A 22,604-nucleotide genomic window follows, 5' to 3' on the forward strand; every position below is an offset into this window, starting at 1 on the left:
TACTGCTAAAATAGAAGCTACTAACTTCGACTTTAGCAGCAACTGAGGGGATGGTCGCCGTGGCGAGCCGGATCAGGCTGGAGGACCGGGAGTGCCCGCTGTCCACGACGGTGGAACACGTCGGCGAGTGGTGGACGCTGCTGATCCTCCACGACGCCTTCGACGGCTACACCCGCTTCGACCAGTTCCAGGAGAGCCTGGGCATCTCCTCCAGCATGCTCACCACCCGGCTCAAGACCCTGGTCGCGGACGGTCTACTGGAGCGCCGGCCATACCGGACCAGCCCCGTCCGGCACGAGTACGTACTCACCGAACTCGGGCGCTCGCTGCGCCCGGTGATCGTCGCCCTGGCCGCGTGGGGCAATGCCCGCCTCACGGCGGCGGAGCGCAGCATGATCCTCGTCGACGCGCACAGCGGCGAGGAGGTCGAGCCCGTCGTCGTCGACGCCAAAACCGGCCGCCGACTCGACGACAGCACCGCCTACGTCTTCGCCGCCGGCCCCGCAGCCAGCGACGCGATGCGCAGCCGCTACGCGGCACGGCCGGCCATTCCCGCGGAAGAGGCGTAAGCCCGCCCGGAAGAGCCTCGTACAGCCTTTAGCAGGGCCGCGTGCATGGGCTGCACCTGACCGCCTCGAAGCGCCGGTTTGTCGCCGGCGTGATACCTGCCAACCCGACAACAGCCACTGAACGCGACCTCACCAGACAATCACCCGCCGGAGCCGGCTCGGGCGCGCGGAAGCCGTCGGCGTACTGCGTTTTTCCTGTTCGCGGGTTTCTAATCCGGGAATTGCGGCGTCGTCCGGTCCGGCCGCCGGTCTTGCGGTTCCCCGCCGGGGCGCTACGGGGCCGGGGCCAGCCCGGAGGCCAGACCGGTGAGGAGGATGTCGAGGCTGCGTTCGAGTTCGGCTGCCCCGTCGTAGGTGACCATGGCCGTCGCGAGACTCCGCAGGAGGGGGAATTCGGCGATTGGCAGCCGGTGCAGGCCGAGGCGGAGCAGGTCGTCGGTTTCGTCGGCGTTCTCGACGAGTTCCTGGAGCTCGTTGAGGATGTGGCCGTGGAGCAGACCGAACAGTGCGCGATAGACGTGCAGGGCGTCCGGGCCGCTGAAGCCGGCCCGGGTCAGCAGCGCGAGGATGGCTTCCAGCGGGCGCAGGGTGCCGAGCGGACGCAGCGCGAGCGGGGTGGCGAGCGGGCGAGTGACCAGGAGCGGCACGACGTGCGGGTGTGCCAGGGCGAGGCGGCGGTAGTCGCGGGCGACGGTGCGCAGCTGGGCGGCCCAGTCGGGATCGGTGGGGTCCACAGCGAGTTCGGCCAGGACGGTCTCGGCGACGCCGTCGAGCAGAGCGGCCTTGTTCGGCGCGTAGCGGTAGAGGCTCATCGGGTCGTGGCCGAGCGCGCGGGCCAGCCGCCGCATGGACATTCTGTCGACGCCTTCGTTGTCGATGATCTCCAGTGCGCAGGCCAGCATCCGCTCTCGGCTGAGCCTTCCGCCCGTGGACGGGGCGCCGTCCGCGCTGGCGGAATCGACCGGGGCGGCGACCATGTCCGCACCTTCTCTCGCTCGGCGTGATGGCAGGTGACTAAAAGTTCGTAGACCTACGGTGTAGACGCCAGTCTAGTCCAGGAGTTCACTGTAGACATACGACGTAGATCCCCTGGAGCACGTCATGATCATTCTTCTCGGACTCATCATCCTGGTCGCCGCGGCCGTTGTCGCGGTGGCGGGAATTCTCGGAAACACCGGCAGCGGACACGGGCTCACCGACACGTTCACGGTGTTCGGGCACCACATGACCGGCTCCACCGGCACACTGTTCCTCTACGGCATCGTCGTCGGGGCCGTGGGCATGCTGGGGCTCGGCCTCCTGCTGGTCGGCGCGCGCCGCGCGGCCAATACGCGCCGTGGACTGCGGCACTCCCGCAAGGAAACGGCGACCGCCAGCAGGCGCCGCGACGAGTTGGTCGAGCAACGCGACAGCGCCCGTGCGGAGGCGACCGCGATGGCGAAGGACCGGGACAATGTCGCCCAGGAACGCAACACGCTCGCCGAGCAGCGCGACGACCTCATGAGCCGGCAGCTCCACACGAACGAGCAGACGGCCGGCACACGCCTCACCCCGATGCCGCAGGGCACCGCCACACCGTCGGCCCGGATGCCGCAGAGCGATGCCGAACCGGCGGCCCCGATGCCGCCGGACGACGTCGAACCCGAGCCCGACAACGGGCACCGCAGACCCCACCTGCTCCTCGGGCGCGGCTCCGGCCGCCAGTAGGCCGCCGCAGCTGCCCCGTCGTCCGCAGCCACGAAAGGAAACCAGTCATGGGTATCGGCAAGAAGACCGCCCACAAGGCCGAAGCGGTCAAGGGCGGCATGAAGAAGACCGTCGGACGTGCCACCGGCGACCGCAGCCTCGAAGCAGAGGGCAGCGGCGACCAGGCCAAGGGCAACCTCAAGCAGGCCGGCGCCAAGGTCAAGGACGCGTTCAAGCACTGACCCCTTCCGGACCCGCCCGCCGGGTCCGTCCGGTCCCGGGCGCCGTCCGGCTCGAAACCGTAGGCGCCCGGGCCGGACGACCGGACATTGAGGGGGCAACCGAAGAACAGGAAGAACGACCATGACCACCATCCGGGGCTTCAGCCCCGAGTCGCAGTACACGCCCGGCACGAGCCTGACGGGCTACAAGGTCGAGGCGAACGACGGTCACATCGGCAAGGTCGACGACGCCACCGACGACGTCGGTGCCGCCTACATCGTCGTGAACTGCAAGCCCTGGCTGATCGGCAAGCACGTGATGCTGCCGGCCGGCACATCTCCCGGGTCGACCACCACAGCGAGACGATCCACATCAACCGCTCCAAGGAGCAGATCAAGGACGCGCCCGAGTACGACTCCAACGTCCACCAGGGAGATTCCGGCTATCGCGAGGGCCTCGCGACCTACTACGGCTCCCCCGGGCACTGAGCCCGCCGGGCCCGCCCAACCCGGCCGGCAGGTGACCCTGTGGACCCGGCTCCGGAAACCGGTCCGGTCCCCACGACCGTCGGCCGGCGCAACCCCGGACCCGCTCGTGCCGGGCTCGGGCCGGCCTTTCAGGACGTCGACCTGCCAGTCGGCATCGGCCAGGATGTTGGCGGCCACCAGCGCGTTGGGTCTGCTCCGATGACAATGGCGTCGGACACGGTCTGGTTGTGGCTCTCCAACCTTGCCAACCTGCTCGGCCCTGGAGTTCGACGCCGAACTCTCCCGCGCACGCGCCATCGAGGGCGGCCTGCCGAAGGACGAGGAGCCGTACGTCCGGCTCCCGAGACACCCTGGCCCGAGGACGAACGGCCCTGACCGGAGCGCCGGGCGCGTCCGGCACTCGCCGGGCGTGCGTGCGGCACCGTCCGGGCCGCTCCTCCCGACGACCGGCGCAGCCCTCCGACCGGGCCCGGAGCGCGCGGCTCGTCGTTGCACCGTCCGGCTCAACACGGGCCGCGCCCGGACGGCCGTGCGGGCAGCGTTGTCCTCATGGGAACCTTCATCGCGCGCATGAGCGCCGCCACCCGGTCCGGCCACGGCGACGCGCCCGGGGCCCGGGCCCTGCGGACGCTCGACGCCGTGGGCGGAGCGGCGGAGTTCGACACGGTGACCGCGCCGTTGAAGCGCGTCGTCCAGGCACTGCCGCTGGGGCGGCTGCGCGGGGTGCTGCACGGCCGGCCCCTTGGGCACCCGCTGCACCCGGCCCTCGTCCAGCTGCCGGTCGGCGCGTGGATGTCCTCAACCGTCCTCGACTTCGTGCCCGGCTCGGAGCGCGCGGCACGCCTTCTCGTCGCTGTCGGTGTCATCACCGCGGCTCCGGCAGCGTTGACCGGGTGGGTCGACTGGGCCGAACAACCCAACCAGCAGATGCGTACCGGCCTGCTGCACGCCGGGGCGATGGCCGCCGCGGCGTGCCTGTTCGGTGCGTCGTGGGCGGCCCGCTCGCGCGGCCGCCACCGGATGGGGCGCGCGCTCGGCCTGGTAGGGCTCACGGCGGCCGGCAGCGGAGCGGCGGTGGGCGGCCATCTCGCCTACCGCCAGGCGACCGGTGCGAACAAGGCGGAGCCCGTCCCGCATCTGGTGGAGCCGGGCTGGCACACGCTTGGGCGCACGGAGGAGTTCGCCGAGGGCCGGCCGGCACGTCGGGCGGTGGGCGAGGTGCCGGTGCTCGTGGTGCGGGAATCCGCTGACGTGTTCCACGTGCTGGCCGACCGCTGCAGCCACGCCTCCGGTCCCCTCTCGGAGGGCCACGTTGCCGACGGCTGCGTGACCTGCCCCTGGCACGGGAGCGTCTTCCGCCTGTCCGACGGTTGGAACGTCGCCGGCCCGGCGACCGCCCCGCAGCCGTGTTTCGCCACCCGCACGGACCGCGAGGGCAACCTCCAGGCCCGCCTGCCCGATGCCGGCTACTAGCGGCTGCACGCCTCCCGGCTGCGGCAACAGTCGCCAGTACGCGCGTGGAGCGACCGCGTTCAACGTCAGGTTGCCGGATACACCGTGTCTAGAAGTACTAGAAGTAGTGGCGCCGACCGCCGACCTCGTGGCCGACCGCGCCCAGGATCCAGAGGATCAGGCCGATAACGACCAGAACGATGCCGATGGTCCACAGGATGGGAATGCTGGTGAGGAATCCGATGACCAGGAGGATTACTCCGAGGATGATCACGATGACCTCCACTGTCTGTCCCCCCTCAATGCTGCCCACCGGTGCCGCGGGGGCGACAGCTCACACACGCGTCTCCGAGTCGGGCGCTTCCGACCTCGGTCCGAGCGTCGCCCTTCGCGTCTGACGGCTGCCTCTTGCCGGCGCAGGCCCCCGAACTCGCGCCCCGGCATCGATCGAGGCTGAGAACTGCCACTCCACCGCCGTACGGCGCTCGTCGTAGGCTTCACCGGGTGGACGCGGAACGGTGGTGACCGGCGCCTTGCGGGGCGAGGACGTTCACGCTGACCTCGTGATGCCAGCCGTTCAGCAGACGGGCCTGTTCGTTGGCCCGATGTGTGAGGCGGTCCAGGTCGTCCGGGTCCAGGCGGGCGTCCTGGTCGGCGATGGCACGCAGCGCCCGCCACAGCGCGGCCTTGCCCTCGACGCCGACGCGCATCGTCTCCAGCTCGATCAGATCGCTCAACGGGGAGCGGCGCACCAGCGTGCCGTTCGGCTTGAGGCGCCCGAGCCGTTCGCCGGCCACGCCCAGCCAGGTGCGGTAGTGCCGGACCGGTACGCCCAGCCGGTTCATGATCCGCACGAGGTCGTCCCGGTCCTGCTCCACATCCAGGGCCAGCTGGCGCAGCGCGGAGGCGCGCGCAAGGTGGGGGTGGGTGCCGGCCATACGGCGGGCGAGCGCGCTTCCGCCGAAGGCGCCCGTGAGATGGTCGTTCAAGTAGACGTTCAGCGGATCCGTCCGCAGCCGCGCAGCCATCGCCTGTCCTCCGAAGACCTGAGCCTGCTGAGGGCAGCCCCGCAGGGAGCTGTCCCTGTCCATCGTTGCGCACACGGCCGACGGACGCCCGCCCACCGGGGCCGCCGCCGGGGAGACAGCCCGCAGACCCAGCCGTCTGCTCTCCTGCTCCTGGCCCGCTCTTCCGGGCGCCTCCCGGGCGAGACGTGCCTGCACGTCTGGGTACTTCAGCACGCGTGCAGGCACGTCGACGGATGTCAGTTCTGCGCCGAGAACCGCTCCCAGATGCGGTGGGTGCCGAGCAGGTCCACGAGCCGGGGGATGGCGTCGGCGTCTTCCGTGACGGTGATCACGCCGGGTGCCTGTGGGTCGACTCCCCTCTGACCACGGCCGCGGCCGCTCGACACAATCGGTTGACCTGCAACAAGCGGTGAGTCATGCTGCGCAGGTTCCCCCTTCCTCGAAGATCACTTCCCTCGCCGCTGGTCAGAGCGCTGCCCTTGGCGACTTCGATGCGGTCCTGCAGCCGGGAGAGCCGACCGGAAGGCTTACGGGGATGCCGCCTCAAGGGCGGTGGCGTCCTGTGGCCCACCGCGGGCGCCCCCCGCGTTCGCATGTGCGTCCTCAGCGAAGGTTCATCACCTCGCCACGGGATACCTCTTGCCTGGCCAAGATCAACTGCGCGTTCACGGCCCGCCTCGGGAATCCCGTGCGGATCTCTCCTGACCTTGATGTGTTCGGGCACCGCGGTCGGGGAAGTTCCTGGCGGGGCTGCGTCACGCGGAGCAGGAGCGGTGCAGCTTGCCGAGAAGGGGAGACAACGATGACGGATCGTCCGGAGTCGGAGCCCGCGACCAGCCCGGTGAATCTCGCACCGCTCGACGAGGCGCTCGCGCTGATCCGCGAGGCCGGGATCGAGGAGGCGCTGGGCGCAGTGGCCCCCGCCCTCGCTCCCGGGGAGCGCGCCGATCTCGCCCGGCACTGCGAACTCGCCCATGCGGCCGTACTGCTTAGTGCTCCGTCGGAACCGGTGCTGCGCGCGGCAGTGCGTTCGCGTGGGCTGGAGGTGGGCTCCTCCCGTCCGAGTACGGTGGTGCGGCAGCGCCTGGCCGACCGCTACGGACTGGCTCCGCGGGAACTGGAGGTCAGCATACTGAGCGCCCCGGTGCCGGGACCCGGTGGCCGGCCGCGGGAGGTCGAGGTCTTCGCCCTGGTCGCGCCGCACGGGTCGCCCGCCCGGCGGGTGGCCGAGCGGGAGGCGGTCGAGCGCGGCGAGGAGCACCTGGCGCTGCGGGTGGTCCGGCCGGACCGCGTTGTCCTGGACGGTCTACGAGTGCTGCTGACCGGCGCGGGAGGGATGCGGCCGGACGGGGGTGGCTACAACGCACACGAGGACGGCACGGTGCTCTACTTCCGGGCCGGCTCCGGAGGCGGACCGGCGCTGCGCCGCCGCCTGGAGCTGTATGCACGCGGCGCGCACCCGCAGGTGCTGGCGGCCCACCTGGAGGAGCCCGCTGTCGAACCGGAGCGCCGGCTCCTGGAGCTGATGACGGGCGCCTGGACCAGCCAGTCGATCGCCGTGGCCGCCCGGCCCGGTCTGGCCGACTTGTTGCCCGCGCCTGCCGAACCGGCATCGTCGGTCGGGGAGTTGGCGGAGCGGGCGGGCGCCGATCCGGACGGGCTCGGACGGCTGCTGCGTCACCTGTCGGCCCTCGGGATCGCCGCCCGCGACGATGGCGGCTATCGCCTGGGGCCGTTGGGCGCGTCGCTGCGCAGCGACGTCCCGCACAGCCTCCGGCCGCTGGCGCTGCTGTACGGCGGCCCGTTCCACGACTCCTTCGCCGACCTGGATCACGCCGTGCGGACGGGCCGCGAGGCCTTCGCGCACCGTTTCGGACGCGGGCACTTCGAGCACTTCTCCGCCGATCCCGAGCTGTCCGTCCTGTTCGACCGGGCGATGGCGGCCGGCGCCGCGATGTTCGCACCGGTGGCCGAGGCGGTGGCGGCCTCGCGGGCCCGGGTGGTGGTGGACGTGGCGGGCCGCGACGGTGAGCTGCTGCGCGGTGTGCTGACCCGTGCCCCGGCGACGCGGGGGGTGCTGCTGGAACGGGAGGCGGTCGCCCGGGCCGCCCGCGCCCGGTTGGCTGCCGCCGGCCTCGCCGACCGCTGCGAGGTGGTGTCCGGCGACTTCACCCGGACCGTGCCGGGCGGTGGGGACGTGTACGTGCTCTCGCGGGTCCTGCACGACTGGGACGACGGCTTCTGCGCCGACCTGCTGGAGCGTTGCGCGCGGGCCATTCCCGCACACGCCGAACTCCTCGTGGTGGAAAGGCTCCTGCCGGAGGACGAGAGGCCTTCGCTCGCCGTTCCCTGGGACCTGCACATGCTGTGCGACGTCGGCGGCCGCGAGCGGGCCCTCGGCCACTACGAGCAACTGCCGGCCACGGCGGGCCCGCGGGTGACGGAGGTCCGTCCCCTGCCGCTGGACGGCCACCTGCTGCGCGCCAGTTGGCCCGAACCGGGCGGTGCCCCGGCCGAACGTGAGGTGCGGGCATGAGCGTCACCACGGCCGACTACCTGGTCGCCCCCGGGCCGGACGCGGCCTATCGGCACACCCTGCCCGGGCTGCTGGACCGCCGGGCCGCCGCCCTCGGTGCGGCGGTCGCCGCCACCGACGGGCGGCGCAGCCACAGCTGGGCCGACTGGCGGGCCGAGGCCGGCGCCCTGGCAGCCGGCCTCCAGGACCTCGGCATCGGCCCCGGCGACGTGGTGGCCGTCCAACTGCCCAACTGCTGGGAGTACCTGGTCACCCACGCGGCCGTCGCCGAACTCGGTGCCGTCCTGCTACCGCTGCACCTCGCGCTCGGTGCGCGGGAGTCGGCCGCCCTGCTCGACCGGGCGCGGGCCGCACTCCTCGTGGCTCCGACCGGCCAGGAGAGCGCCGGGGTCCGCCGGCTCGCCGTTGGACCTGGCGCCGGTTCCGCGCCGCACTTCGCGCAGCTGGTGGAACGGTTCAGCGGGCGCGGTCCCGAGCCTGTGGAGGTCACCCCGGACCGTCCGCTCGTCCTCATGCCGTCCTCCGGCACCACCTCGCGGCGGCCCAAGATCTGCCTGCACAGCCACGCCGGACTGCTTTCCAACGCCGAGGCGGTCGCCCGGGACGGTCAGGCGCAGGCCGCCGACGTGCTGGTCAGCGCCAGCGCGTTCACGCACCTGTTCGGCCTGCTCTCCGTTCACCTGGCCCTGGTCACCGGCGCCCGGCAGGTGCTGCTGGAGCGTTGGGACGCGGACGCGTTCGCTGCGCTGGCGCGGGAGAGCGGGGCGAGCGTGCTGTTCGCCGTGCCCGCGCAACTGCGTGACCTGGTCCGGCAGGTCGAGCCCGGCGACCTGACCCTGCGGGAGGTGCGCACCGGCGGCGCGGCCGTGCCCGGCGAACTGGTCGCCCAGGTGGGCGAGGTGCTGAGCGCGCGGACGGTCGTCCAGTGGGGGATGTCCGAACTGGGCGCCGGTGCCTTCACCAGGCCGGACGATCCGCCCGAGACGGTGGCCGCCATCGGCCGTCCCGTCTCCGGGTCGCACGCCAGGGTCGTCGCCGAGGACGGCACACTGTGCCCCGACGACGTGACCGGCGAACTCCAGTTCCGCGGACCGCATCTGTTCCGCGGCTACCTGGACGATCCACAGGCGACCGCGGCGGCGTTCACCCCGGACGGCTGGCTCCGCACCGGGGACCGCGCCCTGCGCCGGGCCGACGGCAACCTCGTCCACCGAGGCCGGAACGCCGAACTCATCAATGTCGGCGGCCTGAAGTTCACCGCCTCCGAGGTCGAGACCGAACTCGCCGCCCTGCCGCAACCACGGACGCTGGCCGTCGCCGCGCGCACGGACGCCCGGCTCGGCGAATACCCGGTGCTGCTGGTGGCCCTCCGGGACGGGACGGCGCTGGACCTGGCCCAGGTGCACGACCTGCTGGCCGAGCGCGGCGTGGCCCGCTACAAGTGGCCCCTGGACCTGTTCGCAGTCGACGCGATCCCGCTGACCCCGACCGGAAAGGTGGCCCGCGCGAGGCTCGCTGACCTGCTGGCCGACCTGGCGGCCCCCGGGTCGGCCGCCCCAGGCGGCCCGGCGTCGTTCGAGGCCGTGCTGGCGCTGATCGAGGCGGAGCTGGCCGGCCTCACCGGCGCCCCTCCCACTCCCGGGGCCCGGTTCCGTGAGCTGGGGCTGGACTCGGCCGGGGCCGTGCGCCTGGCTGTCCGCCTGTCCGGACGGCTCGGGCGGCCGGTGGCGAGCACCGCGGCCTACGACCACCCCTCGCCGCGTGAACTGGCCCGCTTCCTCACGGCCACACCCTCGCCCGCCCCGGCAGCCGACCGGCTCCGGGAGCACGATGACGATCCCGTGGTGATCACCGGCATCGGCTGCCGCTTCCCCGGCGCGGTGGACTCCCCGGAGACACTGTGGCGGCTGCTCACCGAGGGCCGCGACACGGTGACCGGCCTTCCCCGTGACCGGGGCTGGGACGTCGACCGGCTGTACCATCCCGAACCGGGGCGCCCCGGGCGCACGTACGCCCGCGGCGGGAGCTTCCTGTCCGACGCCGCCGGCTTCGACGCGGCCTTCTTCGGCATCTCGCCCCGGGAGGCCCTGCGGATGGATCCGCAGCAGCGCCTGCTGCTGGAGACTGGCTGGGAGGCGCTGGAGCGCTCGGGCATCGACCCCACCACCCTGCAAGGCACTGCCGGAGGCGTCTACCTCGGGGTGATGCCCGGTGACTACGCGCCGCGCGTGGGCGAGGCCCCGGGACTGTACGACGGGCAGCTGCTCATCGGGACCGCGCCGAGCGTCGCCTCCGGCCGGCTGGCCTACCAGCTCGGCCTGACCGGGCCCGCCCTGACCCTCGACACCGCCTGCTCGTCCTCCCTGGTGGCGATGCACCTGGCCGTGCGAGCCCTGCGCGAGGGCGAGGTCGACCTGGCCCTGGCGGGTGGTGCCACCGTGATGGGAACGCCCGCCCCCTTCGTGGACTTTGCCCGGCAGCGGGCGCTGGCCCCCGACGGCCGCTGCAAGCCGTTCACCGCGGAGGCGGACGGCACGGGCTGGGGCGAGGGCGCCGCGGTGATCGTCCTGGAGCGGCTGTCCGACGCCCGCGCCAAGGGCCACCCGGTGCTCGCCGTGGTGGCGGGCAGCGCCGTCAACCAGGACGGGGCCAGCAACGGCCTGACCGCACCCAGCGGTCCCGCCCAGGAACGGGTGATTCGCCAGGCCCTCGCGGACGCCGACCTGACACCCGAACAGATCGACGCCATCGAGGCACACGGCAGCGGAACCCCGCTGGGCGACCGGATCGAAGCCGGGGCGCTGACCGCCGTCTTCACGCGCGCCGATCGCCCGGTGTGGCTCGGCTCGGTCAAGTCCCACCTCGGCCACACCCAGGCCGCGGCCGGCATGGCCGGGGTGGTCACGACGGTACTGGCGCTGCGGCACGGCACGCTGCCTGCCACCCGCCACGTCACCGGGCCGGACCTGCCCCCAGGCCTCGCGGACGGCGCGCTCAAACTGCTGCACCGGGCGCGGCCCTGGCCCTCGACCGACCGGCCGCGTCGCGCCGGCGTCTCGGCGTTCGGCATCAGCGGCACCAACGCCCACGTGATCCTCGCCGAACCGCCGCCGGAGCCGCCCGCACCGGCGCGGCCACGGCCGGAGCTCCGTGCGGACACCCCAGTGCCCTGGCTGCTCTCCGCGCACGACCCACAGGCGCTTCGCGAGGTGGCCGGGCGGCTGGCGGCGACCGTACGGGCGGCGCCGCAGCAGGTACCGGCAGCGGTCGGGCGGGCCCTGCTCGGGACCCGCCCGGCGCTGCGGCAGCGGGCGGTCGTCGTCGGTACCCGCCAGGAGACGCTGCTCACCGGGCTGGACGCGGTGGCGGCGGGCGCGTGGTCGCCGGACACCGTCCTCGGACGGGCCGACGAGCCGGGCCGCACGGTGTTCGTCTTCCCCGGGCAGGGACCCCAGTGGCCGGGTATGGCCGGCGACCTGGCCGCGGCCTTCCCGGCGTTCGCCCGATCGCTGGTCGCCTGCGAGAGCGCGCTCAGCCCGCACGTCGACTGGTCCCTGACGGCACTGCTGCGCGATGAGGCCGACTCGCCCCCGCTGGAACGCGCCGATGTCGCCCAACCCGCGCTGTTCGCGGTCATGGTGTCCCTGGCGGCGCTGTGGCGGTCGTTCGACATCCACCCGGACGCCGTGGCCGGCCACAGCCAGGGCGAGATCGCTGCCGCGCATGTGTGCGGAGCCCTCTCCCTGGAGGACGCGGCCCGCCTGGTCGCCGTCCGCGCCCGCGAGGTCCGGCGGCTGGCGCCCGGCGCGATGGCAGCCGTGGCGCTGCCGGAGGACGGACTGGCCGCCGAGTTGGCGGGCCGCCGCGCGATCACGGTGGCGGCCCGCAACTCGCCTCGCTCCGCAGTCGTCGCGGGGGAGACCGCGGCCGTCGAACGGCTGGTCGCCGATCTCACCGCCGAGGGCGTACCGGCCCGACTGCTGCCCGTCGGCTACGCCTCGCACTCCGCCCACGTGGCACCGCTCGCCGCCACGTTGACCACCGCGCTGGCCGGGGTCCGCACCGCCCCCGCCACCGTGCCGTTCTACTCGACCGTCGAACCCGGCCACCTGGACACCGTCCGCCTGGACCCCGGGTACTGGTACCGCAACCTGCGCGAACCGGTGCGCTTCGCCGACACCGTCCGCACCCTCCTGGACGGCGGCCACCGGCGCTTCATCGAGATCAGCCCCCACCCCGTGCTCACCCAGGCCGTGGCGGAGACCGCCGACGCGGCCGACCTGCCCGCCACCGTCATCCCCACCCTGGTCCGCGGGGAGCCCGGCCCGCACCGCTTCCTGCTCTCGGCGGCCGAGGTCCACACGGCCGGCGGTCCGGTCGACTGGCGGCCCGTTCTGCATGACGCACCGCCGGAGCGGGTGGAGCTGCCGACCTACCCGTTCCAGCGCCGGCACTTCTGGCTCACCACCACCCGCAGCGCCGATCCCGCCGCACCCGTCGAAGATGACGAGCCCAGTACCGGCGGCCCCGACCTGCTGACCCGTGTGGTGGCGCACACCGCGGCCGTCCTCGGCCAGTCCTCGGACGCCGAAGTGCCGACCGACGCGACCTTCAGCGAGCTCGGCGCCGGCTCCCTGGCGGCCTTGGAGCTGCGGACCCGCCTTGCCCGGGAGCTCGGCCTCGCCCTGCGGGCAACAGTCGTCCTCGACCACCCGACCCCGCGACGGCTCGCCGACCACCTGTCACAACAGTTCCGACAGCAGCCCGCCACCCCTGATGTCGCCAGGCCCCCGGAGCGGTCCGTTCCCGACGACGACCCCGAACTCCCGGACGGCCTGGACGCGCTGTACCGCGAAGCCTGCCGCACGGGCAACGGCGCGGCGGCGCGCGACCTCCTCCAGGCCGCCGCGGCGCTCCGCCGGACCTTCGTCCGCGAGGCTGCCGGCGCGCAGGCGCCCCGGACGATCCCGCTGCCCGGCGGGACCTCACACCCCGCCGCGGGCCTTCCCCTCCTGCTCTGCGTCCCCTCCGTGCTCCCCACCGGCGGCCCCCACGAGTACACCGAACTCGCCCGGCACTACCGCGGCCGAACCACCGTCCTGCCACTGCCCGGCTTCGCCGCAACCGAGGCCCTGCCCGCCGACCTGACGGCACTCACCACCAGCCACGTCGAAAGCCTGCGCCGGCACGCACCGCAGTCGCCGATACTGCTCTGCGGACATTCCTCCGGCGGTCTGCTGGCCCACGCCCTGGCCCAGCATCTGGAACGGCTGGGCCACCCGCCGCACGGCCTGGTCCTGCTCGACACCCCGTGGCCCGACGCCGCCTTCCACGCCACCACCCTCCCGCCCGTCCTCGCCCGCCTGGCCCAACGCCCCGACCCGCTGGCCACCGAGCCGATCGGCACCCGCCGACTCAGCGCCGCCGGCGGCTACCTCCGCCTGCTGGAGCACCTCGTTCCCGGCCCCCTGCGCTCCCCGACGCTGCTGGTTCGGGCAGCCGAACCACTGTCCAGCGTCGGTCCGTTGGCCCGCTGGAACCTGCCGCACACCACCGCGGACGTCCCGGGCGACCACCTCACCGTCATGACCGAGCACGCGCCCGCCCTGGCCCGGGTCATCGAATCCTGGATCACCGACCGGTGCGGCGGACCACCCCACCCCGAGGAGCCACACCCGTGACCGGACGCCCCCATCACCAGGTGACCGAGGCGCTGCTGCGCGTGCGCGACGCGGACCGGACGGCCTCTCCCTACCCCGCGCTGCGCCGGCTCACCGCCGAACTCGGCGCCGGCCAGCCCATGATCACCGACCAGCCGCGGCTGCGGAACCTGCTCGAACTCACCGCCGCCGCCGACCCCCGGCTCTTCCACGTCATGTTCCTCCACCACTGCATGACGCTGGGCCCCGCACTCGACTACGGTGCCCACCCGGCCGACCTCGACGCACTCGCCAGCGGCAGCTTCGTCGGCGCCGCCCTGATGACCGAACTCGGACGGGGGAACAGCAGTGCCGCCATCCGCACCGAAGCGGTCCTCGACCGCGCCTGCGGCGAGTTCGTCCTGCACTCACCAGAGCCCGGCGCGGCCAAGTACCCGCCCAACGTGGGTGAACCCGGCGTGCCACGGCTCGCCACCGTGAGCGCCCGGCTGCGGGTCGACGGCACTGACCGTGGTGTCTTCCTCTTCCTGGTCGAGCTCCGCGACGCGCACGCCACCGCGCCGGGTGTCACCATCCGCCGACATCCCCCGACCGCCCTGCTGCCGCTGGACTACGCCACCGTCCGCTTCGACCGGGTCCGGATCCCCGGCCACCGCTGGCTCGCCGACGGCGCCACCCTCACTCCCGACGGCGGCTTCCACGACCCGGCCGGCGGTGCCGGGGAGCGCACCCGGCGCAGCCTGGGCATGAGCCGCTTCGCGTGGGGCGCCGTCACCGTCGGCCTGGCCGCCGCCGCCCGTGCCGCCGTCTCCATCGCACTGCCGCACGCGCTGCGCCGCATCACCGCCGACCGTAACGGCGGCGAGCGGACCGCCCTGGATCACCGGGACCAGCAGCGTCTGCTGTTCGGTGCGGCGGCCGACGCCTACACCGCCACCGTCCTCGCCCGCCAGGTGACCGCCGCCTGCTGGGACATCCCCGCAGGCGGCGGCCGCGGCCGCGGACCATCTCCCGAGGTGATGAGCACCCTGGCGCTCACCAAGGCGGCCGTCGACCTGCTCGCCGACCGGGCGGTGGCACGGTGCCGCTCGGCGACCGGAGCACTCGGTTTCTTCTCCGAGAACCGACTCGTCGACTACCAGGCACTCACCGCGGCCTTCCACTCCGCCGGCGGGGACAACCGGCTGATCATGCTGGACGCCGCCCGCTCCCTCGCGGCACAACCCGCGCCACCCGCGGGCCTCGCGCACCTCCGGGACGAGGACGGCCTCGGCGCCCTCTTCCGCACGCACGAGCGCACGTTGCACGAAGACCTGACGGAACGACTCGCCAGAGCCGCCGCCGACGGAGCCGACCCGGCCGACGCCTGGGACGACCAGTCAGCCCTGGCGGGAGCCCTGGCCCGCGCCCACGTCACCCGCACCGCTGCCGAGACCGCGCTGCCCCGGCAGGCCGACGACCCCGTGGCAGCCGACCTCCTGCGCGCTGCCCGCCTGGACCGGGTGGTTTCGGACCCCGCCGGATACCTCATGTCCGGACTGGCGACTGCGGATCAGGTCACCAGCTGGTCCCTGGCCCTGGACGGAATCCACGACAGGCTTCGCCCGCTGGCCGCGCGTGTGGTGGACCTGATGGCCGTCCCGCCCGCACTCCTCGACAGCCCCCTCGCTCGCCCGGACTACATCGCGGCACTCAGCGGGGAGTGAGCCGACACCCCACCTCCGGGGGCGTCCATTCGGCGGTCGTCCCGTCCCGGGCTCCGGTGCCGTTCCACCAGTAGATCTGCACGGGTGTGCCGTCGCTGTCGCGGCCCTGCACGTGCAGCCGACAGGCGTGGGAGACCCGGTTCCTGCAGAGCTTCCTGTCCTTCCTCATCGCACGGCACCTATTGACCATCCACAGGGAGTGTGACCAATGCGGCGCCGACAGGAAAGGGGCCGCCGGGTGGTGGACCGGGCCGGGACCAATGACGTTGAGATCGCCCACACCCCCACCACCTCCTCCTGGCTGAACGCCGCCGACGCCGCTACGCGAGGTCGTCGACAGTGCGAGCGCCTACCGGGCGTTCCTTCGCAACGCCTTCCGCACGGCCGTCGCCAGGCCGCCCACCGCACCTCGCAGCCGGGGGCGGGGGGCTGCGGGCTCGCGCCGGGGAGCCCCCGCCGCGGTGAAGTCGTAGGCGGTCTCGGCGTGCTCGGTCTGGTCGATGCCGTCCACCTCGACCTCCTCGGCGACCCGGAAGCCGACGGTCCGCTCGATCGTCCGGCCGAGTAGCCAGGACACCGCGAAGGAGTAGCAGGCGACCACGACCACTCCGACCGCCTGTTTGCCGAGTTGTCCGATCCCGCCGCCGTAGAACAGGCCCCGGGCGCTCTGGGCGACGTGTCCGGTGGCGAGGAAGCCGATCAGCATCGAGCCGACCGCCCCGCCGACCGCGTGCACGCCGACCACGTCGAGCGAGTCGTCGAAGCCCAGCCGGTACTTGAGGCTGACCGCCGCAGCGCAGACCGCGCCCGCGACCAGCCCGATCACAACGGCGCCGAGGACCGAGACCGACCCGCAGGCCGGGGTGATCGCGACCAGGCCGGCGACCGCGCCGGAGACCGCGCCGAGCGAGGTGAACACACCGTTCCTCGCCCGCACGTAGGCCAGCCAGCCGAGCATCGCGGCGGCGGCGGCGATCTGGGTGTTCAGGAACGCCGTGCCGGCGATGCCGTTCGCGGCCAACGCCGAGCCCGCGTTGAAGCCGAACCAGCCGAACCAGAGCAGTCCGGAGCCGAGCATCACCAGCGGCAGACTGTGCGGGCGCATCGGGCTCTTCCGAAAGCCGACCCGCTTGTCCAACACCAGGCAGAGCGCCAGGCCCGCGACCCCGGCATTGACGTGCACCGCGGTGCCGCCGGCGAAGTCGATCACGCCCACCCGGTCGACCAGCCAGCCGCCGCGCCCGTTGTCGGTGCTGAACACCCAGTGCGCGACGGGGAAGTAGACCACCGTGGCCCAGAGCGCCACGAACAGCGTCCACGCGGTGAACCTGGCCCGGTCGGCGATCGCGCCGCTCACCAGCGCCGGGGTGATCACCGCGAACATCAGCTGGAACGCGGCGAACACGGTGACCGGGACCGAGCCGTGCAGGTCGTCCCGCCCGATACCGCGCATCCCCAAGTGGTCGAGGTTGCCGATCAGGCCGTGGAAGGCGTCGGGCCCGAAGCTGAGCGAGTAGCCATAGAGCACCCACAGCACGCTGACGATCGCCAGGACGACGAAGCACATCAACAGCATGTTCAGCGTGCTCTTGACCCTGGCCATCCCTCCGTAGAAGAACGCCAGCCCCGGGGTCATCAGCATCACCAGAGCCGCGCTGACCAGGACGAAAGCGGTGTCGCCCGCGCTGAAACCGGCCGGCATCACGGGCCGGCTCAGCTGAGCCGGTCGCCGGTGCTCCGGTATATCGCCGTCTTCCCGGACTCCAACGTGCCGCGCGCCGCGCGGACCGAGTCGCGCAACAGCTCCAGTCGGCGGGGGCCGGGAGCGGCACCCAGGGCGGTGAGCACGCCGAGCGCGGTGTCCGTCGCATGGCGCGCGGTCCGCAGGATCGCCGTGCGCTCCTGGTCGTCGTCCTCACCGAGGCTGTGCAGCGCGGCCGCCGCCTCCGCCAGATGGGTGGTGACGCCATGGACCGTGGGCGGGTGAGGATACTGCCGGGCGGCCTGCCCATGCGGCCACAGGTGACCGTGCACCCGCAGCCGTCGGCCACGGCGTGCGCGAGGAGGGTGCGGCTGCGTGCTCATTGCGAAACTCCTCGGATGTTCCCGTGCGTGCGGCCCCCTGTCCCACCGGAATGCTAAGGCGCCTCCCCGTCCGACGCCCGCCGGAAGCGCCCATGGCGGTCGGTGTACGGCGCGCCGCCGAGCAACCCCAGTGGGTAACCTTGGAGCTACGGAGAGATTGCGGAAAGGTAAATCAACTTGGGGTGATCCTGATGCCTCCCGTCCCGACCTCGTCCCCTTCGCTGACCACGACACCGACGACCACTCCCACGTCGGGTCCCTTGCGCCTGTTCGTCCGCCAACCGCTGACCCGTTCCGGCCCGGGCGACCGGAACGTGGTGCAGGCCGTGGTGGACCTGGCCGCCGATCCCGGGGTGGCAAGCGGCCTGGTGGCCCTCCTGCCCTATCCCGCCGCCCAGCACGCGGGCACGTTCAAGGAGGCCTTCACCGAGGAGACCGGCCTGGAGTTCACGCCCGCGGATTTCCGGGCCTGGCGCTTGGGTCTGCTCGACAGCGCACACGCGATGCTGGTCGTGCGCACCGAGCTGAGCGAGTCGGGCGCGTACGAGGTGGCGTACAACGTCCACGCCGGGCCCCGGCTGCCCATCTTCTTCGCCGTCCACGCATCCTGCCCGATCAGGACGACCCTGCTGCAGGACCTCAGCCCACTCGTGGACACCCGGTACTGCTCCTTCACCCACGCTGCGGAGCTGACCGGGCCATTGCACTCGTTCCTGGTGGCCGCCCGCCGAAGGGGATGGCCGGCATGAGCGCCCTCACCCCTCGCCCCGCACCCAGCGGCCGCCCTCACGTGGCGGCGGAGCGGGGCGCACGGCGCCACCTGGGGTGTGCGGCGCGGATGCTCCAGGTGCCTGATGCGGCCTGGCCCCAGGAGCAGGACGCGGCCTGGGCCACCCTGCGAGAAGCCGTCGGCACGGCCCTGTCAGCGCTGGCCGCCGCCCGGGTGCCACCCGGTCCGTATCGGCTGGGCCTGCTGCGCGAGACCGTCGGCGGCGCGCGGGCGACGGGGCTCTCGGCCCACATGGCCGTGTACCAGCAGCAGGCCGCGACCGCCCGGCCGCGACCCTGCGGAACCGCGCTCCGCCGGCAACCGGCAGGACCCCGCGTCGATCGTCGCACCGACGCCCCACCGCCCCCCGAACCGGGAGCACGGAGCATCGGGACGGCAATCGGTTCCGGTCACTCCGTACTTCCCGGAACCCATTGGCCCGCGCTCCCTCGGCCGTCGAGCGCCGGGCGGCGGACTGCTCGGCTTCGACAAGGAGATCCACCGCGACCGCGTGCGGGAACGAGGCTTCGCCCACCCCGAGCGGCTTCGCACAAGCACGACCGGGCTCGGCGAGTTCGCTGACGACCACCGGGCCGCCCCCTGAACGGACGGGAGGTGTCCGACCGCCGCGCAGCCGGGCACCTCCGGCTCCTGCCGCTGACCGCCCTCACACGATCTCGGCCCCGGACGGCCACCGGCCCGAATGTCCCTCCGGAGGCGCGGCATCCACCCGCCGTCACGGCCTCGGAGCCGCCTCCAAGCCGCCCGCCGGACCGCTCGTACCCGCAGAAGTCGCCGGTACCCGACTCGTCACAGCGCCACCCAACCCCGTCGCCGCCCGTCCTGAGCTTCACCCTCGGACTGCTCTTCGTGATTCTGCGGGGCTCGCCGTGACCTACCGCGTGTGCCGCCGGGAGAGAGCCGCTCGACCGGTGCCTACGCTTCGAGGGACTTCGCGGCGTCGCGGATGACGTCGAGGACGAAGTCCGGGTGCGAGAGCATGGGCACGTGGCTGCTGTCGACGGCGTAGGTCTTGGCGCCCATGCGCTCGGCGGCGGCCCGCTCCAGGTCCGGGTTCACCGTCCGGTCGTTGTTCGCGACGATGTACCAACTCGGCTTGGTGCGCCAGGCGGTGCCGGGTACCTGCTGGTCGAACAGGTCGGGGACCGGCACGGCGCCCACGGCCCGGACGAGCTGCTGCTCGGCCGGCGGCAGATCGCCGCAGAAATCGTCGGTGCCCGACTCCTTGAGCCAGATCCGGCCGTGGGAGATGTCGATGTGATCGAACACGGGCGTACGGGGGAACTTGTTCTGCTGCTCCTGCGAGGTCTCGTCCTCGTCCGGGCCGAGCGCGGCGATGTAGACCAGTGCGCCGACGCGATCGTGAACGCCGGCCTTGGTGATCAGGGTCCCGCCGTAGGAGTGACCGACGAGCACGACCGGGCCGGGCACGTGGTCGATGGAGCGGGTGACGCACGCGACGTCGCTTTCGAGCGAGTCGAGGCCGTGCTGCGAGCTGGAGACCGCATGCCCCTCGGCCTGGAGCACGGGGATGAGCTTGTTGAAGCACGAGCCGTCGGCCCAGAGCCCGTGAGCGAAGACGATGCCGGCCTTGCTGGCCATGGGTTCCTCATTTCGTCGTCATCGAGCCATGATGATCCGGCTACACCGGGTCGCCATGCTATGACTCGTCGCAGTCGGCCGCGACTGCTGCTCCTTTCGCCTCCGTCTGCGGGTTCGGACTGCCGTGGTCGTCATGGAACTGAGGCCGACGCCGTCCACCCGACCACCGGCGTCACCGCCGACGACCACGCGGCCCCGGCGTCGAGGAGAACGCGCGGGCGGTGTCGAAGCCCCGCCGGATTCACGCCCGGCCCGCGGCTGTCGGTAACCGACCGTGAACACCACGGCCCTTCCTGATGCGGGGCCGCCAGGGTTCCGGTCTGATATGGGCATACCGGGTCAGGGCACCCGCGCACGCACGCGCAGAGAGGCCGCAACCGTGACAACCTCGATTCCCGTCGTCCTCGTTCACGGACGCCGACCGCACAGCAGCCTGGCAGACACCGCGTTCAGCGGTCCGACACGACCGACCGCGGAGACCTTGCGATGACCCCTTCCACACCGTCGCGAGGGGCAGTGCCGGGTGCCGACCCGGGTCTGGCCGGCCGGACCGTCGTCGTCACCGGGGCCGGGCGCGGCATCGGGCTCGCGATCACCGAGGCGTTCCTTGCAGCGGGATGCCACGTCGTCGCGGGATCACGGGCACGCACCGGGGCCCTCGACGCGCACGTGAAGCAGGGCGCGGACCTCACCGTCGTGGAAGTCGATCTCGCGACACCGGGCGGTCCGGCCGAGCTGATCACCAAGGCCGCCGGGCTCCATGGCGGCATCGACGTGCTGGTGAACAACGTCGGAGCGGTGCGCCCGAGGGTGGATGGTTTCCTGAGCGTGACGGACGAGGAGTGGGACTGGGCCCTGAACGTCAACCTCCTGAGCGCCGTCCGCGCCACCCGGGCCGCCCTGCCGCACCTGCTGGCCTCCGGCGCGGGATGCATCGTCACCGTCTCCTCGGTCAACGCCCGGCTGCCGGACCCGCTGGTCATCGACTACGGCGCCGCCAAGGCCGCATTGACCAACTTCTGCAAAGCCCTGTCCAAGGAGGTGGGCCCACGGGGTGTACGGGTGAACACGATCGGCCCCGGCCCGGTGGAGACCGCGCTGTGGAAGGGCGCCGATGGTGTCGCCGCCACGATCGGACGGTCCCGTGGTACCGGCCCCGACGACGTGGCCCGGGCCGCCGCGGCCCAGTCCGCGACCGGCCGCTTCACCCGCCCGGCGGAGGTCGCGGACCTCGTCCTGTTCCTCGCCGGTCCCGGCGCCGCGAACATCACGGGCGCCGACTTCGTCATCGACGGCGGGCTCGTGGACTCCCTGTGAGGGGGGGCGGGGTTCCCGGTCGGGCATGATCGTCACCTGGTGCCTCGTCGGCTCCGCCGTGAGGGCCGCGAGGTCCTCCGGGGTCAGGGGAGGCGCCGCCTTGCCGGGCTCGGGGGCGATGCCGTTGTCGAGCCAGAAGCCCTCGTGTCCGCCGGGCATGATGAAGGTGAGCAGTCGGCCGGGCAGGTCACCGGTGCCGGTGGAACCGCGCCGGTTGCCTCGTGGGACGAAGCGGAGGTCCCCGGGCCCCGCCTTGATGATCACGTCGCCATTGACGAAGCCGCAGTCGCCGGAGAGCACGTGGAACGCCTCCTCCTCGCGGCCGTGGGCGTGCGGGATCGCACCGCCGCCGGGCACGGCACAGCTCCGCCGCAAGCGCCACTGCCAAGCGGCCCGAACGCAGTTGCGGACCGCGTACGACCTCCACGGCAAGGGCCGGCGGAGTCGGCCTACAACCGCAGGCCGGGGGTGCTCCTGATGAAGTGGTCGAACCCCAGCGGGGGGCGCCCGAGCAGCTCGGCGACGTCGTTCGTGGCCCGGTCGTACCGGTTCTCGCCGTGCAGGCGCGCCATCGTGGCGATGTGCTCGAAGACGTGGGGCGGCAGGTCCTGCGTCTTCAGGTCGCGCTCCAGCCACTCCTCGTACGGCACGTCGACGTAGGTGACGGCATCGCCCAGGGCGGCGGAGAACTCGGCCGCGACGGCCGTCATGTCACGCGAGCGCGCCCCGGTCAGTTCGTAGACGCGGCGGGACGGCGGCGCCGGATCGAGCAGCAGCCGTGCGACGACCTCCGCGACGTCGGCCGCGGCGACCGGTGAGGTCCGGGCGGAGCCGAACGGCAGGCGGATCGTGCGGTCCCGCCGGATCGAGGCGACGGCGATCCGCGCGAACAACGGATTCTCCATGAACACCGTGGGCCGGACGTGCACCACCGGCGCACCCGACCAGTCGAGGACGTGCTCCGCCAGCCAGTGCAGCCGCTGCTGCCGGGACTCGGCGGCGCTGGTGAGGTCCATCTGCGAGACCGTCATCTGCGAGATGCTCACCAGCAGGTCGAGGCCCTCACCCTCCCGTGCGGCCGCGGCGACCGTCGTCGCGGCCTCCAGGTACGCGGGCGACACGCCCATCCCGAAGTAGGCCCGACGGCAGCCCGCCAGGGCCTTCAGCACGTCGGCGCCGCGGGTGAGGTCTCCGACCACCACCTCGACGCCGTCCACGGCCCGCAGCGCCGAGGCCCGTTCGTCGTCGTGGTGCACAAACGCCCGCACGGGCACACCCCCGGCACGCAACCGGTCCAGGACCGCTCGTCCGACTCCCCCGACGCGCCCGCCGACACCGGTGACAAGGACGGGTTGGACCTGCACCACGACCACCTCCTGCCCCCGGGCCGGACAGCCACTCCGCTCGGCCCGTTCGGGACAACCCTACGGACCACGAATCGTCCACGCAGCCGCCTTCGGCCG

At 72.9% G+C, this 22,604-nt stretch carries 17 protein-coding genes and 1 pseudogene; 9 read left to right on the forward strand and 9 right to left on the reverse strand.

Going from position 1 to position 22,604, the window contains the following annotated elements; all coding sequences use genetic code 11:
- The first annotated feature begins 50 nt into the window (after positions 1–50).
- Positions 51–569: a winged helix-turn-helix transcriptional regulator gene (locus ACFU9E_RS12475; protein WP_380684093.1), complete on the forward strand. Its 519-nt coding sequence runs from the start codon at positions 51–53 to the stop codon at positions 567–569.
- Positions 570–841: 272 nt separating this feature from the next.
- Here ACFU9E_RS12475 and ACFU9E_RS12480 read toward each other — a convergent pair whose 3' ends face one another.
- Positions 842–1,546: a TetR/AcrR family transcriptional regulator gene (locus tag ACFU9E_RS12480; RefSeq protein ID WP_380684092.1), complete on the reverse strand. Its 705-nt coding sequence runs from the start codon at positions 1,544–1,546 to the stop codon at positions 842–844.
- A gap of 124 nt (positions 1,547–1,670) precedes the next feature.
- Here ACFU9E_RS12480 and ACFU9E_RS12485 point away from each other — a divergent pair, with 124 nt between their 5' ends.
- The 3 genes from ACFU9E_RS12485 (at position 1,671) to ACFU9E_RS12495 (ending at position 4,438) form a co-directional block, all read left to right on the forward strand.
- Positions 1,671–2,276 (forward strand): hypothetical protein, encoded by a 606-nt coding sequence (locus ACFU9E_RS12485; RefSeq protein WP_380684091.1) that lies wholly within the window; start codon positions 1,671–1,673, stop codon positions 2,274–2,276.
- Positions 2,277–2,323: 47 nt separating this feature from the next.
- The gene (locus ACFU9E_RS12490) at positions 2,324–2,497 is read left to right on the forward strand and encodes a CsbD family protein (RefSeq protein WP_380684089.1); all 174 of its coding nucleotides are present in this window, start codon (positions 2,324–2,326) and stop codon (positions 2,495–2,497) included.
- A gap of 1,017 nt (positions 2,498–3,514) precedes the next feature.
- A complete protein-coding gene (locus ACFU9E_RS12495) occupies positions 3,515–4,438 on the forward strand; it encodes a Rieske 2Fe-2S domain-containing protein (protein ID WP_380684088.1) in 924 nt (307 codons plus the stop codon).
- 97 nt (positions 4,439–4,535) lie between these two features.
- Here ACFU9E_RS12495 and ACFU9E_RS12500 read toward each other — a convergent pair whose 3' ends face one another.
- Positions 4,536–4,691, reverse strand: a complete 156-nt coding sequence (locus tag ACFU9E_RS12500; protein ID WP_380684087.1) for a DUF6131 family protein — start codon at positions 4,689–4,691, stop codon at positions 4,536–4,538.
- A 223-nt stretch (positions 4,692–4,914) separates the two neighbouring features.
- Positions 4,915–5,445, reverse strand: coding sequence for a hypothetical protein (locus tag ACFU9E_RS12505; protein WP_380684086.1), 531 nt, complete (start codon positions 5,443–5,445; stop codon positions 4,915–4,917).
- Positions 5,446–6,247: 802 nt separating this feature from the next.
- Between ACFU9E_RS12505 and ACFU9E_RS12510 the strand changes: the two genes are divergently transcribed.
- The 3 genes from ACFU9E_RS12510 to ACFU9E_RS12520 are packed head-to-tail and all read left to right on the forward strand — an operon-like array spanning position 6,248 to position 15,347.
- Positions 6,248–7,981, forward strand: coding sequence for a methyltransferase (locus ACFU9E_RS12510; protein WP_380684085.1), 1,734 nt, complete (start codon positions 6,248–6,250; stop codon positions 7,979–7,981).
- Positions 7,978–13,662 carry a beta-ketoacyl synthase N-terminal-like domain-containing protein gene (locus ACFU9E_RS12515; protein WP_380714965.1) on the forward strand — a complete coding sequence of 1,895 codons (5,685 nt, stop codon included), beginning with the start codon at positions 7,978–7,980 and terminating at the stop codon, positions 13,660–13,662. The genes ACFU9E_RS12510 and ACFU9E_RS12515 overlap by 4 nt, the downstream gene beginning before the upstream one ends.
- A complete protein-coding gene (locus ACFU9E_RS12520; protein WP_380714967.1) occupies positions 13,659–15,347 on the forward strand; it encodes an acyl-CoA dehydrogenase in 1,689 nt (562 codons plus the stop codon). Before ACFU9E_RS12515 ends, ACFU9E_RS12520 begins: the two co-directional genes overlap by 4 nt.
- Here ACFU9E_RS12520 and ACFU9E_RS12525 read toward each other — a convergent pair.
- The 3 genes from ACFU9E_RS12525 to ACFU9E_RS12535 form a co-directional block, all read right to left on the reverse strand.
- Positions 15,334–15,516, reverse strand: coding sequence for a hypothetical protein (locus tag ACFU9E_RS12525; protein ID WP_380684754.1), 183 nt, complete (start codon positions 15,514–15,516; stop codon positions 15,334–15,336). The genes ACFU9E_RS12520 and ACFU9E_RS12525 overlap by 14 nt on opposite strands.
- A 180-nt stretch (positions 15,517–15,696) precedes the next feature.
- Positions 15,697–17,049 carry an ammonium transporter gene (locus ACFU9E_RS12530; RefSeq protein ID WP_380684755.1) on the reverse strand — a complete coding sequence of 451 codons (1,353 nt, stop codon included), beginning with the start codon at positions 17,047–17,049 and terminating at the stop codon, positions 15,697–15,699.
- A gap of 11 nt (positions 17,050–17,060) precedes the next feature.
- Positions 17,061–17,432, reverse strand: coding sequence for a hypothetical protein (locus tag ACFU9E_RS12535; RefSeq protein ID WP_380684756.1), 372 nt, complete (start codon positions 17,430–17,432; stop codon positions 17,061–17,063).
- Between the two features lie 260 nt (positions 17,433–17,692).
- Between ACFU9E_RS12535 and ACFU9E_RS12540 the strand changes: the two genes are divergently transcribed.
- On the forward strand, positions 17,693–18,181 hold the full coding sequence (locus tag ACFU9E_RS12540; RefSeq protein WP_380684757.1) for a hypothetical protein: 489 nt from the start codon (positions 17,693–17,695) through the stop codon (positions 18,179–18,181).
- 956 nt (positions 18,182–19,137) lie between these two features.
- On the opposite strand, the gene ACFU9E_RS12545 is transcribed toward ACFU9E_RS12540, so the two are convergent.
- Positions 19,138–19,824 (reverse strand): alpha/beta fold hydrolase, encoded by a 687-nt coding sequence (locus tag ACFU9E_RS12545; RefSeq protein ID WP_380684758.1) that lies wholly within the window; start codon positions 19,822–19,824, stop codon positions 19,138–19,140.
- A gap of 486 nt (positions 19,825–20,310) precedes the next feature.
- Here ACFU9E_RS12545 and ACFU9E_RS12550 point away from each other — a divergent pair, with 486 nt between their 5' ends.
- The gene (locus ACFU9E_RS12550) at positions 20,311–21,141 is read left to right on the forward strand and encodes an SDR family NAD(P)-dependent oxidoreductase (protein ID WP_380684759.1); all 831 of its coding nucleotides are present in this window, start codon (positions 20,311–20,313) and stop codon (positions 21,139–21,141) included.
- Between the two features lie 177 nt (positions 21,142–21,318).
- Here ACFU9E_RS12550 and ACFU9E_RS12555 read toward each other — a convergent pair.
- Both ACFU9E_RS12555 and ACFU9E_RS12560 read right to left on the reverse strand, forming a co-directional pair.
- Positions 21,319–21,498, reverse strand: a pseudogene (locus ACFU9E_RS12555) (cupin domain-containing protein); the annotation flags it as partial.
- A 92-nt stretch (positions 21,499–21,590) separates the two neighbouring features.
- Positions 21,591–22,514 carry an NAD(P)H-binding protein gene (locus tag ACFU9E_RS12560; RefSeq protein WP_380684760.1) on the reverse strand — a complete coding sequence of 308 codons (924 nt, stop codon included), beginning with the start codon at positions 22,512–22,514 and terminating at the stop codon, positions 21,591–21,593.
- Between the last annotated feature and the right edge of the window lie 90 nt (positions 22,515–22,604).

The sequence above is a fragment of the Kitasatospora sp. NPDC057595 genome, from assembly GCF_042800875.1.
Lineage (GTDB): Bacteria > Actinomycetota > Actinomycetes > Streptomycetales > Streptomycetaceae > Kitasatospora.